Genomic DNA, 12,736 nt, shown 5'->3' with positions numbered 1-12,736 from the left:
GATAGCTTCAAAGCTACAAACGAAATAAATTCCGCCAATGTGAGCTGAATTCACATGACAAAACGACGACTTCCGCCGATAAAATCATTAATTGCACTTGATGCTATTGTTCGCACTGGCAGTGTATCTGCTGCAGCGGAGCAATTGTCGGTCACACATGGCGCCGTCAGCAAGCAACTGGCGCAGCTGGAGACATGGCTGGGGATGAATCTGTTCTGCGAGCGGCGCCGCGGCATGATTGTGAACGAAGCGGGCGCGCGGCTGGCCGCGTCCGTGGAAAGCGCCCTGAACGGGATCGAGTCCGCGCTTGCAGACGTGTCCGCTTCAAAAGGTCAGGCGGCGCTGACCGTGGTGGCCCCGGCCACCTTTGCCATGCGCTGGCTGATGCCGCGCCTGCCGGCGTTTGCGCAGGAGCACCCCGGCATCGGGGTTCAAGTTCGCCCCACCCACACCACCGAGGATTGGGACGCGCTCGGCTACGATCTTGTCGTGCGCCGCGCGGAGCCGCTGCCCGAGCGGCTCGGCCCCCGGCCCTTCTACACCGAAAGCCTTGGCCTTCTGGTGCCTGCCGCTCTTGCCGGCAGCGCCGCAGACCCCGCATCTCTTGCCTTCGTCGACGCGGCAACCCGGACTGGCGATCTCTCCCGCTGGTGCACCCATGCGCTCAAAGGCACGCCAAAGCGTCCACCAAAGGTGTATCCGCACTTTTACATTGCGCTGGAGGCAGCGCTTTCGGGGATCGGCGCGATTGTTGCCCCGGTGGACCTTCTTGCCGCACAAATCCTGTCCGGCGCGCTGGTGGAGCCTTGGCCGTCAATGCGCATTGCCGGCGCGCGCCAAACCATCGGCGTCAATCCGGACGGGCAGAACCCGCAGGCTGCCGAAACGCTTGCCCGCTGGATGCAGCGCGAGTGGCAGAACACCCCCGCCCCCATATCCCGCCAACGCACAGCCGCACTATCCTGAGGAGCGCCCTGGCTGGCGCCGTTGCCTGCGCCAACGCGAACCACTGCGCCGAGGGCCGCAAGGTTGAAACCGGCCCCGGCAACTGTCGCTCAAGCAGGGCGGATTCCTCCGCAGGGCGCGCATTCAGGCGTAAGCGCCATCCCTCACTTTGGCGGCCGAGTCCGGTTTATCAGCCTTGGTGTAGATATTGCGCCAGGTCGGGTGCCGCACGAACGCGTCCGACAGGCCGAGCGTCGTCTCCGGGCCGCCGAGCACGAGATAACCCTCGGGCGGCAGGAGCTTTGCCATGCGGTTGAGCACATCTGCTTTCGTCGGCCGATCAAAATAGATGAGCACGTTGCGGCAGAAGATGATGTCGAAATTGCCCATCGAGTCGAACGGTTCGAGCAGGTTGCGGGCCCGGAAGCTGACACGCGCACGAACCTTGGGCGAAACCACATAGTGGCCGCTCTCGGTCTTGGTGAAGTGGCGCTGCAGCACGTCGGCCGGCATGCCCCGGCCCACTTCGAAAGCAGTGTATTCGCCCATGCGCGCCCGCCGCAGTGCCGCCTGCGACAGATCGGTGGCAAAGATGCTGATGTCCCTGCCGCCGAACAGCCGCGCATTATCTTCCAGCATCATGGCGATGGAATAGGGCTCCTGGCCAGTGGAGGCCGCAGCGCACCAGACGCGGATCGGTCTCGTCCTGCCCCGTTCGCAAAGCGTTGGCAGCATCATCTCGATGAGGGCCTGAAACGGTTTGCTGTCACGAAAGAAGAGGGATTCGTTGGTGGTCATCGCGTCGACCACCTCGTCCTTCAACGAGAGAAGGCGGCCCGATTTCATCTGGCGCACAAGCGCAGACACCGTCGCAAGGCCGTTGCGCTCCACAATGGGCTTGAGCCTGGTGTTGATGAGGTACGCCTTGTCCGGCGTGACGATGAGCCCCGAATTCTCCTTCAGGAGACGGCTGATATAGGCAAAATCGTCCGATGACAGTGCAGGCGGCGCTACCATGGTGTTTCCCCTGACAACGCACGCGCAACCGTTGTGCCCATGGCGGGCAGCGCAACCACCCGCTCCACAACCCCCGCCGCGACAGCCGCGCCGGGCATGCCCCAGACAACGCTCGTCTCTTCGTCCTGCGCCAGAACCGTGCCGCCGGCTGCATTGATCGCGCGGCCGCCGGCGGCCCCGTCATGCCCCATGCCGGTCAGGATCACGGCGAGCACACCGGCGCCAAATTGCTCGGCTGCCGCAAAGAACAGCACATCCGCCGATGGTCGACAGAAATTGACGGGGGGATCATCGGTCAAGGCAAGCTTCGCGTTTGCACCCCGCCCCTTGATGGAAAGATGAACACCGCCCGGCGCAATGCGCACTTCGCCCGGCGCGAGACCCTCGCCATGCTGCGCCTCCCTGGCGCGCCACGCGGTGGACCGGGAAATGTGCTCGGCAAGAACCGGCGTGAATGCCGCCGGCATATGCTGGACGATAAGCACGGGCACGTTCGTGGTGGCGGGCGAGAAATCGGAAAAAAGCGTGATCAGTGCCTGCGGGCCTCCGGTTGAACTGCCAATCACCAGAATTTCGGGCTTGATCCGGCGCCGTGCGCGCACGGGGCGTGGTGCGGCGGCCTCCGGTGCCGCCAGCTGGGAGACACTGCGGCGGGCTGCAGGTTTCGACGATCGGAGGAGCGCCGCAATCTGGGTTGCGATGGGTTTCAATTCGCTCGGGTGGTCGGTCACGGGAAGGATGAAGAAGGCAGCGGCGCCGGCGCGTGTCACCGGGACCCGCAGCGTCTTGCCGCGCGCTGCGTCGGATGTGACCACGATGATCTGACTGGTGGACGCCACGTCCGAGATACGCTCGGTCAAGGCTTCGCCGCCCAGCCCCGGCATGTCCGCGTCGATTACCAGAGCTGTGCGCCCGGCCCTGGGTGCCCCGGGACGCAACGGAACCAGATCGTTGCTGGCGAGGACCATGTTCGCGTCTGCGCTCTGAAGTGCGCGTCGCAGCGCGATCCGCAGCGCCGGCGACTGCGTCAACAAACCGACTTCCATGGCCCCTGCCCCGGCAGGTCTGGCCGCTGCCGTCAGCGTCACGAGGCAACCAGCGAGACGATATCGTCGAACAGGCGGTCCACCGTGACAATGAGGACAAGTTGGTCTTCCGAGCGCTGCACGCCCACCACAACATCGCGCCACCGCTTGTCGAGGTTGGAGGGCGGCCGTTCGCGCTCGGACGGAAGGGAGGTCAGGACGTCTCCCATCTCGTCCACCGCCAGGCCGAACAGTTCATTGCCCCGCTCGATGCCGATGGCGATGCTGGGAGGCTCCTTGCGCGCCGGAAATCCCAGGATCTGCCGCGTGTCCAGTGCCGTCACGATCCGGCCGCGCAAATTCAGGACTCCGATGAGGCCGGGCGGCGACAAGGGCACCGTGGTGATGCGCGTCAGCGGGAAGATCTCATGGACCGCGCTGATCGGCAGCGCGAACCAGTGACCGGCAAGGCGTGCCGTGACGAACCCCTCCGCGTCGTCCGTCATCTCTCTTTGAACCGCAGTCATGCTCATGCGGCCATCTCCTGCTTTTCGCTGGGACGTGCAAATTCACGCAGTGCCTGGATCAGTCCGTTGCGATCGAGCTTCGAGATGTAGTCGTAGAAGCCTGCCTCGCGGCCACGATCAATAGCCTCCTGGTTGACGAGACCGGTGAGCGCCAGGACCGGGATCCCCTCAAGCTCGGGCATCTTGGTGACCGTCTCCGCAAACTCGTAGCCATCCATCTCCGGCATATCGACGTCGGTGACGATGATCTTCGGCCGCAGGCCGTTGTTGAGCCGCTCGATCGCCTCCTTGCCGGAGCTGCACACGATCGGATCGAAGCCGGCCGCTCGCACCACGGGGGCGACAAGGTTGCGGAAGAACACCGAGTCATCGATCAGCAGGATCTGGATCCTGCGATCCGCGCTCGATACCTGCGGCTCGAACCAGTGGGCCGAGGCCAGACCCAGGAAGTAGCTGACGTCGATGATTTCGGCCGGGTGGCCTGCGATGATCGCGCTGCCAAGGATGCCGTCCTGCTCGGACGGGATCTGCACGATGACCTCGTCCTCCTCGATGTCGAGGATCTCGTCCACCAGAAGGCCCATGGAGCGGCCGTCGTCGGACATGACGAGGAGCGGCTTGTTCTCGCCCTTGGTGGGGTCCGGCGGCGGGCCGAACCAGACCAGCGGGATGAGTTCGTCATTGTACTGGATGCACCACTGCCCGTCGCTCTGGTCGGCATCCGCCAGGTCGATCTCTTCCAGCCGCGTGATCAGGCTGATGGGCATGACCTTGCGGTTGGGACCCGCCGCGCGGAACGTGAGAAGAAGCTGCTTGTCGCGCACGGCTTCCGGCTCCTCGACCGTTTTTGGTGGGGCCTGCAGGCTGCCATCGGCCGCATTGCTGGCCGCGCTGCGCAAACCGTTGGGATCGACGATCATGATGACCCGGCCGTCGCCCAAAATGGTGGACCCGGAGAACACTTCGTGGTTGCGCAATGCCGTCGGCAACGGCTTGACGACGATTTCCTCAGTGCGCAGCACCGTGTCCACCAGCATGCCGAAGCGCATGCCCCGGGCGACGATCACCATCACGAACCCGGTGGTGTTCTCGTCGGTGACCCGCGGCGTTCCGTCCTCGTTGTAGGCACCGGGCAGGCCGAGCAGCGAGCGGAGGTCCACCACCGGCAACAGGCGGTCCCGGGAACGCAGCACCGGCGAATTCTTGATCAGCTTGATGCAATGCGGGCCGCGGGGCTCCACCTTCAACAATTCGTCGACGGAGGTTTGCGGAACCGCAAAATCGTCGTTGTCGATGCCGACGATCAGCGCCTTGGAGATCGCCAGCGTCAGCGGGATCTTCAGCGTGAAGATCGAACCCACGTTGAGGGTGGACCGAACGTCGATATAGCCGCCGATCCGCTCGACGTTGGACTGGACGACATCCATCCCCACCCCGCGTCCGGACACGCTGGTGACCTGTGCGGCGGTGGAAAACCCTGCGCCGAAGATGAACGAGAACACCTGCTCGTCCGGCATCCGTGCGGCGTCCTCGGCCGTGGCCATGCCGCGATCGACGGCCTTTTCACGGATCTTGTCCACGTCGAGGCCCTTGCCGTCGTCGGCAATCTCCACGAGGATCTGCCCACCCTCGTGGTAGGCGTTGAGGGTAATGCGGCCTTTCTCTGGCTTGCCTTTGGCGCGGCGCTCACCGGGCGTCTCCAGGCCATGGTCGGCCGCGTTGCGCACCATGTGAACCAGAGGGTCCTTGATTGCCTCCAGCACCTGCCGGTCAAGTTCCGTCTGTGCGCCGTTCATCTCCAGCTCGATCTTCTTTCCGAGGCTGGATGAAACGTCTCGTACGATCCGCGGCAGCTTGCGCCATGCATTGCCGATGGGCTGCATCCGCGTTGACATGACCGCCTGCTGCAGTTCGCCCGTCACCGTGGAAAGGCGCTGCAGCGCAAGTTTTTGCGTGGACCCCTCGTCGGACCGCATGATCTCGGTCAGCTCGTTGCGGGTCAGGACCAGCTCCGAGACCACCGTCATCAAATGTTCCAGCGTCTCGACGGAGACGCGGATGGAGCTGTCGGAGCGTGCCTCGGCCTCGCCAGTGTCGCCGCCGCGACCACCTTCACCGGGCTTGGCCCTGGCAGCAGGCTTGGCAGGCGCCGCCGGCTTGGCCGGGCTTCCGGGTTTGGCAACGTTGGCGTTGGCAGCGGAGCCGGCAGCGGGAGCAGCGGCTGCCGCCGGCGCCTTCGCAGCCGGAACCGGCTCTGGCTCGGCTGCAGCCGCGGCACCCGGGTCTGCGGCAGCCTTTGCCGGCGCCTGCGCGTTGGCGGCTGCCTTCAAAGTCTCGATGATGGTCTCGTCGCTGCCCTTGGGTTCTTCGCCATTGCTGGATTCGATGTCGGACAGAAGCTCTTTCAGCCGATCGACCGCCAGAAGCGTGGCGTCGACGGCTTCGTGGGTGACGGGTTTGCCGTTGCGGAAGTCATCCATCAGGCTTTCAGCCACGTGGGCAACGTTCGCCATCCGCGGCAGACCCAGGAACCCGCAGGTTCCTTTGATGGTGTGCATGATGCGGAACAGCTCGTTCACGCTGGCGGCGTTGTCGACATCCGGATCGGCAGCCGCGCTTTCAAGCTCCACCAGTCGCACGTCGACCGACTCGAGCGACTCCTGCGTGTCGGTGATGAACTCGGCCAAAAGGTCGTCGAGACCGTCCATTCCTGATCTCCTATGCGGCGTGCGCCGTCTCGCTCGAAAAACTCGGGGGTTGAACGCGGGGTGTCAGTGACCCCCGCCCTTCGCCTTGGCCGCCTGTCCGGCGCCACTGTCCGCATCCGCAACAGGTTCCTGCATGCCGGGGATTTCGCGCTGGGCATCGACAGTTGCGAGGTCGATGTAGTTGAGGCCGTCGACCAGGATGTCCTGGATCACATCGTCCCCCAGACGCTTGTTCACGCCTGAGCGCACGGTTTCGGCAAACTCCTCCAGATCGATCCGGGCAAGCCGGCCGAAATGGATCTCCGCGCGGTTGTAGAGTGTGCGGAACACCTCATCGCTGATGAAGGGATCCGGTTCGGCGCTGATGAGGCGCAAGGTTGCAGCGTCCGCCGTGTAGACCACACGCACGACCACGTAGCCCTTCACCTCGCCGGCACCGAGCACCGGAACCGACATGGTGGGGAGCGACGTGTATCGCAGCCCCTCAAGCTTCACCGGCTCCTCGCCGCCTGCCGTGTCCACCTTCCACGAGGCCACGGCATAACCGGAACCAAGCGCAACGAAGACTGCCCACAGGCCGACCAGAACGAGTTTCATCCGCCAACCCTCAAGTCTGCACCGGGCGTGCTGCCGGCGGCTGGCGCGACGGATGAACCGGGTGCACCGCCTCGGGGGCGTAGGTGCCGTCCCATTCCTCGGCGAGCATTGCCTCGCCAATCAGCTTCACCACCAACTGCGATGCTTCGAGCCGGCGTTCCAGCAGGCCCCGCTCGGTGGCGAGTTTTTCGCGGATCCGGCGGATCGCGTCCTGCTCGCCCGCGCTGAGCCGTTCCGCCGAGATTTCGCCGGAAAGATGCGAAAGGCTGAGCAGTGCGCGCCCCTTGGCTTTGACCATGGCGGTGTCGTCGATGGACTGTTTGGTCCGGATCGCGTCAGCGGTCTCGTCCAGAACCGCTTCAAGCTGCATCAACGTCGGTGTCAGTGGATGTTTTGTCATTGCGTGCTTCCCGTCTGCTCGGCGATGGCGCGGTCAATGATCTGGGCGATGCCAAACCCGCCTGCGCTGGCCGTTGCGGTTGCGATTTCCTCTGCAAACAAGCCGCGCCACATCTTGCCCGCGCTGCCACCCCAGACGACGCTGTCATCCGGCGGCAGGATCGCAGCGATCATCGGCGTCATCATTGCGGCTTCGAATTTTTCGCCGAGGGTCTGGCTGGGCGTGACCCCTGGCGGCCGGGCCGAATACGCCGACGGTGCGTTCGCCGCCTGAGCGGGCGTTAACGCACCGGCGCCGGCAAGTGGTGAAAGGGACGAAAGCTCGATCATGCGATCGCTCCAGCGTGAGAGGTGCCTTCCCGCAAGGAAGGCCAGAAATCCGCAATCAGATTACGGCTTTCGGCTGGTCAGGAGCTTGCGTTGCAGGCTCTGCGGGGCCGGTCGGGTCGATCATCGGCACTGTCATCGCCTCAAGGACGCGCTTTTCGTGGGCTCGGCGGAATTCCTTTCGGGCGCGTTCGTGGCGTCCCTCCAGGGAGCGGGCCCTGGTATCGGCTGCAAGGCGCGCTTCCTCGGCACTGCGCACCGCTGCCGCCAGACGGCTTGTCTCTCGCGCATTGGCGTCCAGCGTTGTCGCCATGGTGACGACGAGGTGCCCGTGGAGCGGATTGTCGCCGTTCAACGCCGCAAGGATCTTGCCCGCCGCCTGTTCGCTCTCGCGGTGTCTGACGATGGCGTTGCGCTCCTGCTCGACCGCCGCATCGGCCAGCGCCCGCTGCGCATGCGCAAGTCGCTCAAGTCGTTTGCGGCGCGCCCGGTTCACAGCGCCACCACAAGCTGCTCGAAGGCGAGGCGGAAGGCGAACATCATTTCGCGCACCGCATAGGCGATCATCATGAGACCGCCGGCCGTCACCATCGGCAACGCCACGAAGAAGACCGGCAGCTGCGGGGTCAGCTTGTTGGTCAGGCCGATGGCGAAGTTGACGATCACCGAATAGATGATGAACGGCGCCGAAAGGCGAAGCGCCACCAGAAAGGCCTCGCTGGCGCGGTCTGCGACGTCCGACAGAGCGGTCTGCGCGTCGTATATGCCGCCGGGGGCGACCACTGCGTAGGAATCAAGCCCGGCGCGCAGGATCTCGTGGTGAAGATCGGTCAGAAAGATGATCATCAACGCGGTGACATTGAACAGCGATGCCGCTGCCTGGGAAGGTTCATTGCCATCAATCGCGGTGCCCGGAATGCCGCCAAGGCCGACCATGTTGGCGATGGCGATGGCCATGGTGCTGAGCGCCATCATCAAAAGCCGCGTCATCAGCCCGATGAACAGACCGATGATGGCCTCCATCCCGAGGACGCGCAGGAGCGCGGCCGGCGTGCGGTCTGACACTGCGTCCGCCGCCGTGTCGATCAGCGGGGGTGCCAGCGCCAGCGTGACGCCGAGCGCGATCAGAAGGCGGACCTTCACCGGTGCGCGCATGGAGGACAGTCCGGGCGCAATCATGAAGATCGCGCCGATCCGTGCAAAAAGCACCGCCATGGCAAGGACGTAAGCCGCGGGTGCATCGTTCACCGGAGAGCCTCCCCCTCCCCCGGCGCACCGGCCGGCTGACTGTGCAGCCTCACGACATTGCGCCGACGGGCTTCACCGTCGCGCCGCGCGCGATCTCGAGATGCGACAGGACGGCAATGGACGGGAACATCCGCTCGATGATCATCCGCACGTAAGGTCGCGCGTCCGGCGCCGTGACCACCGCAAAGCGCGGCGCCTCGGCCATGGCCTGCTTGATGGTCTTGGATGCCGCCTCGGCAAATTCCTCCACAAGGCGCGGGTCCATCGCCAGTTCCACCACCTCGCCCTTGGCATCGCGCTTGAGGCTCTGGTGGAATGCCAGGTCCCAGCGGTTGCCGAGGCGCACGACCTTGAGAACACCGTCTTCGGAAAGGTCGCCGCAAATCTGGGCCGCAAGGCGGATGCGCACATGCTCGGCGACAGCTTCGGCGCGGCGCGCGTGCGGGCTCACCTCCGCCACAGCCTCCAAAATGAGGTGGAGATTGCGGATGGAGACGCGCTCGGCAAGGAGAAGTTTGAGGACCGCCTGCAGGCCGGAGTTGGAGATCTGGGATGGCACGATCTCCTCCAGAAGGCGCTTGTATTCGGGGTCGAGACGGTCGAGCAGCGCGCGCATGTCCTTGTAGGAGAGGAGCTGCGCCAGGTTGTTGCGCACGATTTCCACCAGATGCGTCAGCACGACCGACGTGTTGTCGATCGGGACGAACCCTTCGCGGGTCACGTCGGGCAGGAAGGCCTCGTTGACCCAGAGCGCGTCCATGCCGAAGGCGGGATCGCGCGCCGGATCGCCCGGAACGCGGGGCTTCGGCCCGTCGCCCAGAACGACCAGATAGTCTCCGACCCGCAGGCTCTGCGTTGCCGCGACGGTACCGTGGACGCGCACCATGTAGTCCTTTGCGCCAAGGGTCAGGTCTTCGCTCACCTTCACCTCGGGGATGACGAAGCCATATTCGCGGGCAAACTTGCGGCGGATCTTGGCAAGGCGGTGGGTGAGTTCGGTGGGCGAGCGCAACACGGTGCGGGCGAGCTGCTTGCCGACCACCAGCTCCAGCTCCGGCACATTGAGCTCGTCGCGCACGGAGTCCTTCTGGGAGCGCGCAGTTTCCTCCACCGCACGCTGTGCCTTGCGCTGCACCTCGGCCTCGGCGGCCCGTTTGGCGCGCGGGATGGTGTAGGCCACAAAGGCGAGGATGCCCGAAAGCGTGATGAAGGGGATTGGCGGCAGGCCGGGCATGATCGCGAAGATCGCCATCATGCCGGATGCCATCAGGAGCGCACGGGGATAGGCGCCAAGCTGGCCAAGCACCGCCTTTTCGGCAGAGCCGCGCGTGCCGCCCTTGGAGACGAGGAGGCCCGCTGCCAGCGAGATGATCAGCGCCGGGATCTGGCTGATGAGGCCATCGCCCACCGAAAGGCGGGTGAACACGTCGGATGCCGGACCAAGCTCCATCCCGTAGCGGGTGGTCGCAATGACGATCCCGCCGAAGATGTTGACCGCAATGACGATCAGCGATGCGATCGCCTCGCCGCGCACGAACTTGGACGCACCGTCCATGGAGCCGAAGAAGGCGCTTTCCTCCTCCAGCTCGCGGCGGCGGCGCTGGGCTTCGGTATCGTTGATGAGGCCGGCGGAGAGGTCGGCATCGATCGCCATCTGCTTGCCGGGAATGGCGTCGAGGGTGAAGCGGGCACCGACTTCGGCAATACGGGTGGCGCCCTTGGTGATGACGAGGAAGTTGACCACCACCAGGATCAGGAACACCACGATCCCGATGACGAAGTCACCCGACATCAGGAAGTTGGAAAAGCCTGCAATCACCTGCCCCGCGGCATCGATGCCCTCATGGCCATCGGCCAGGATAAGGCGGGTGGTGGCAATGGAAAGCGCCAGCCGCAGCATGGTCGCGATGAGAAGCACCGTCGGGAAGGACGAAAATTCCAGCGGCTTCTCGATCCACAGCGCCACCATCAGGATGAGGACGGCGATGGCGACCGAGAAGGCCAGCCCCACATCGATCAGGAAGGTGGGAATCGGCAGGATGAGGACGCCGAGCATCGAGATGACGCCCATGGCGAAGGCGACGTCGCGCAGCCCTCCGGGCACGAGGCGCGCATAGCGCGAGGTTGCGGGAGTGACGTTCTCTGCGGTGCTCATGGTCGACGGCCTTCATGGCTGCTGATCAGACGCGGCGCGCAGGAGAGCCTTGCATCGGCCCGCCCAGAGCGCTCACCCTTGATTTTTTTGGGGTCGGCAAACGCACGCCGGGCACCGCAGCAATTGCGGGGTCCGGCGGTAGTGGCGCTAGAAGCCGGACGCGATGTGTCCGTAAACCAACTCGGTGAACGAGAAGATGTGTGCGCCGATGAACGTCGCGGTGACGGCAACGGTGATCAGGATCGCGGCAATCTTGGGAATGAACGTAAGCGTCATTTCCTGCACCTGGGTCAGCGCTTGAACCAGCGAGATGCTGACGCCGACCACCATCGCCACGATCACCGCAGGTGCAGCTGCGATCAGCACGGTGTAGATGGCAGACTGCACCATATCCACGGCATCGACCTCGTTCATGACGAAACGGTGATCCCGTCGCCCACCAGCACTGAATCGCCGCTGGTCAGCGTGGCGTAGATTTCGCCCGATGCAATCTGGACGCTGGCGACCGTGCCGCTGGTGCCCTCCGGCGTTGTCACGTTGCGCCCGATGAGCGACTGGGCATCGGACAGCGCGCTGCTGGTCATCAGCGCCTGCAGCCGGTCATTGGTGATGATGTTCTGCTCCACATTGGAGAAGCTGGCGAGCTGGGCGATATATTCGGTGTCCGACATGGGCTCCAGCGGATCCTGGTTTTTCATCTGCTCCACCAGCAGGCGCAGAAAAGAATCGTAGTCCAGCGTATCGGTCTGCGCTGCGGCACTCACGCCGGCGGACGGCGCGGGGCCGGTGGCGGCAACGGGATTGACGACGTTCATCGGGCCTCTCCTAGTGTTGTTGCAGGATCGTCGAGGCGCCAGGCTGGCCCCCGCGTCCGCCGGAAGCGCCCTGGGCATAATTCTGCGGCGGGACGACCGAGCCGAGGGTCCCCTCGCGGTCCTCGCTTCGGCCGGGGTCTCGCTCTTCCGGCCGTTCCGGCTTGTTTTGCTGGGCAAGCACGGCAGCCTCCTCGTCGAACAGCGCACGCAGGGCCTTCAGCGCCTGAAACGGACGTTCGGCTGCGATGAGCGCGCACGCCTCGTCCAGCCCGGCAAGGAGGCGCTCGGACTTCAGCGCATTGCGCAGATCCGTTGCCATTGCCGTGAACAGCGCACGGCTGGAGCGGGCATTTTGCGGGTCCATCAGCATCGCCTGCGCCGCAAAATAGAGCTGGCGCAGCGGTGTGGTCGTGTCCTCTACCTGAAGAACATGGTTCTCGAGCAGGAACGTCGCGTCGTTCAGAAGCTCGAGGGTCACTTTCCGGTCGACGCGCAAGACGGCGCCGTTCAGGAACAGGCGTTCGCCGGAGCGAAGCGAGATGTGCATGGGCCGCATACCGGTCCCATTGTGGGTCGCATTGTCGTCCTCGCGCCGAGAGCGCCGGGGCCGCGGTCCGTTCATGATGACAATCCTTCGCGCACGGTGCGGTTGATTTCGATGAGGCCAGTCCAATCAGAAGAATCGCTGGCAAGAATTCGGTCGGTTTCCTTGAAGACAAACAGGCCGATCGAAACGAGGTTGGCCTTCAGTTCATCTGAAAGCTCGTTGGCAGGATCGTTGACGTCCTTGAGGAGATACCTCCACAAGCGTTGGATATAGCGGGCGGCGGTGATCGCCTCGGCCGATTGCGCCGGCGTGTCGCGCGCCGCCTCCATCAAGGCGATGCCGGTTTCAAAGGCCTCGACCTCCTGTTCGCGGGCCAACGAGGGCGCGGTCTGCCGGACATCTGAATATTCAGCCCGCACTGGGAAC

14 protein-coding genes and 1 pseudogene are annotated in these 12,736 nt (G+C 64.5%); 1 reads left to right on the top strand and 14 read right to left on the bottom strand.

Going from position 1 to position 12,736, the window contains the following annotated elements; all coding sequences use genetic code 11:
• Window positions 1-54 precede the first annotated feature (54 nt).
• Window positions 55-966 carry a LysR substrate-binding domain-containing protein gene (locus tag RDV64_RS17380; RefSeq protein ID WP_309196224.1) on the top strand — a complete coding sequence of 304 codons (912 nt, stop codon included), beginning with the start codon at window positions 55-57 and terminating at the stop codon, window positions 964-966.
• A gap of 123 nt (window positions 967-1,089) precedes the next feature.
• On the opposite strand, the gene RDV64_RS17375 is transcribed toward RDV64_RS17380, so the two are convergent.
• The 14 genes and pseudogenes from RDV64_RS17375 to flaF all read right to left on the bottom strand — a co-directional run bounded on the left by RDV64_RS17375 (window position 1,090) and on the right by flaF (window position 12,729).
• A complete protein-coding gene (locus RDV64_RS17375) occupies window positions 1,090-1,962 on the bottom strand; it encodes a protein-glutamate O-methyltransferase CheR (RefSeq protein ID WP_309196223.1) in 873 nt (290 codons plus the stop codon).
• Complete coding sequence (locus RDV64_RS17370) at window positions 1,956-2,993, bottom strand: chemotaxis protein CheB (RefSeq protein ID WP_309196222.1); 1,038 nt, start codon at window positions 2,991-2,993, stop codon at window positions 1,956-1,958. Before RDV64_RS17370 ends, RDV64_RS17375 begins: the two co-directional genes overlap by 7 nt.
• A gap of 53 nt (window positions 2,994-3,046) precedes the next feature.
• Complete coding sequence (locus RDV64_RS17365; protein WP_309196221.1) at window positions 3,047-3,520, bottom strand: chemotaxis protein CheW; 474 nt, start codon at window positions 3,518-3,520, stop codon at window positions 3,047-3,049.
• The gene (locus tag RDV64_RS17360) at window positions 3,517-6,222 is read right to left on the bottom strand and encodes a chemotaxis protein CheW (RefSeq protein ID WP_309196220.1); all 2,706 of its coding nucleotides are present in this window, start codon (window positions 6,220-6,222) and stop codon (window positions 3,517-3,519) included. Before RDV64_RS17360 ends, RDV64_RS17365 begins: the two co-directional genes overlap by 4 nt.
• Before the next feature lie 63 nt (window positions 6,223-6,285).
• Window positions 6,286-6,819 carry a hypothetical protein gene (locus RDV64_RS17355; RefSeq protein ID WP_309196219.1) on the bottom strand — a complete coding sequence of 178 codons (534 nt, stop codon included), beginning with the start codon at window positions 6,817-6,819 and terminating at the stop codon, window positions 6,286-6,288.
• A 10-nt stretch (window positions 6,820-6,829) separates the two neighbouring features.
• The gene (locus RDV64_RS17350) at window positions 6,830-7,219 is read right to left on the bottom strand and encodes a hypothetical protein (protein WP_309196218.1); all 390 of its coding nucleotides are present in this window, start codon (window positions 7,217-7,219) and stop codon (window positions 6,830-6,832) included.
• Window positions 7,216-7,548, bottom strand: coding sequence for a rod-binding protein (locus tag RDV64_RS17345; protein ID WP_309196217.1), 333 nt, complete (start codon window positions 7,546-7,548; stop codon window positions 7,216-7,218). Before RDV64_RS17345 ends, RDV64_RS17350 begins: the two co-directional genes overlap by 4 nt.
• A gap of 55 nt (window positions 7,549-7,603) precedes the next feature.
• Entirely contained in the window at window positions 7,604-8,041 is a 438-nt protein-coding gene (locus tag RDV64_RS17340) for a hypothetical protein (protein ID WP_309196216.1), read from the bottom strand.
• Complete coding sequence (locus RDV64_RS17335; protein ID WP_309196215.1) at window positions 8,038-8,793, bottom strand: flagellar biosynthetic protein FliR; 756 nt, start codon at window positions 8,791-8,793, stop codon at window positions 8,038-8,040. The genes RDV64_RS17340 and RDV64_RS17335 overlap by 4 nt, the downstream gene beginning before the upstream one ends.
• Window positions 8,794-8,842: 49 nt before the next feature.
• Window positions 8,843-10,948 carry a flagellar biosynthesis protein FlhA gene (gene flhA / locus RDV64_RS17330; RefSeq protein ID WP_309196214.1) on the bottom strand — a complete coding sequence of 702 codons (2,106 nt, stop codon included), beginning with the start codon at window positions 10,946-10,948 and terminating at the stop codon, window positions 8,843-8,845.
• Between the two features lie 147 nt (window positions 10,949-11,095).
• Window positions 11,096-11,362 (bottom strand): flagellar biosynthetic protein FliQ, encoded by a 267-nt coding sequence (locus RDV64_RS17325; RefSeq protein WP_309196213.1) that lies wholly within the window; start codon window positions 11,360-11,362, stop codon window positions 11,096-11,098.
• Window positions 11,359-11,763: a flagellar hook assembly protein FlgD gene (gene flgD / locus RDV64_RS17320; RefSeq protein WP_309196212.1), complete on the bottom strand. Its 405-nt coding sequence runs from the start codon at window positions 11,761-11,763 to the stop codon at window positions 11,359-11,361. The genes RDV64_RS17325 and flgD overlap by 4 nt, the downstream gene beginning before the upstream one ends.
• 142 nt (window positions 11,764-11,905) lie before the next feature.
• Window positions 11,906-12,319: pseudogene (gene flbT / locus RDV64_RS17315) on the bottom strand (flagellar biosynthesis repressor FlbT); the annotation flags it as partial.
• 62 nt (window positions 12,320-12,381) lie between these two features.
• Window positions 12,382-12,729 (bottom strand): flagellar biosynthesis regulator FlaF, encoded by a 348-nt coding sequence (gene flaF, locus RDV64_RS17310; protein ID WP_309196211.1) that lies wholly within the window; start codon window positions 12,727-12,729, stop codon window positions 12,382-12,384.
• Window positions 12,730-12,736 lie beyond the last annotated feature (7 nt).

It is taken from the genome of Acuticoccus sp. MNP-M23, assembly GCF_031195445.1.
In the GTDB taxonomy this organism is placed as follows: domain Bacteria; phylum Pseudomonadota; class Alphaproteobacteria; order Rhizobiales; family Amorphaceae; genus Acuticoccus.
The sequence above is the reverse complement of the archived record's forward strand: the minus strand, read 5'-3'. Positions and strand labels throughout refer to the sequence as shown.

Excerpts from the sequence above, each read along its gene's own strand:
- flhA (WP_309196214.1), bottom strand. The coding sequence starts at position 10,948 with ATGAGCACCGCAGAGAACGTCACTCCCGCAACCTCGCGCTATGCGCGC.
- RDV64_RS17355 (WP_309196219.1), bottom strand. The coding sequence starts at position 6,819 with ATGAAACTCGTTCTGGTCGGCCTGTGGGCAGTCTTCGTTGCGCTTGGT.
- RDV64_RS17360 (WP_309196220.1), bottom strand. The coding sequence starts at position 6,222 with ATGGACGGTCTCGACGACCTTTTGGCCGAGTTCATCACCGACACGCAG.
- flgD (WP_309196212.1), bottom strand. The coding sequence starts at position 11,763 with ATGAACGTCGTCAATCCCGTTGCCGCCACCGGCCCCGCGCCGTCCGCC.
- RDV64_RS17365 (WP_309196221.1), bottom strand. The coding sequence starts at position 3,520 with ATGAGCATGACTGCGGTTCAAAGAGAGATGACGGACGACGCGGAGGGG.
- RDV64_RS17345 (WP_309196217.1), bottom strand. The coding sequence starts at position 7,548 with ATGATCGAGCTTTCGTCCCTTTCACCACTTGCCGGCGCCGGTGCGTTA.
- RDV64_RS17350 (WP_309196218.1), bottom strand. The coding sequence starts at position 7,219 with ATGACAAAACATCCACTGACACCGACGTTGATGCAGCTTGAAGCGGTT.
- RDV64_RS17375 (WP_309196223.1), bottom strand. The coding sequence starts at position 1,962 with ATGGTAGCGCCGCCTGCACTGTCATCGGACGATTTTGCCTATATCAGC.
- RDV64_RS17380 (WP_309196224.1), top strand. The coding sequence starts at position 55 with ATGACAAAACGACGACTTCCGCCGATAAAATCATTAATTGCACTTGAT.
- RDV64_RS17325 (WP_309196213.1), bottom strand. The coding sequence starts at position 11,362 with ATGAACGAGGTCGATGCCGTGGATATGGTGCAGTCTGCCATCTACACC.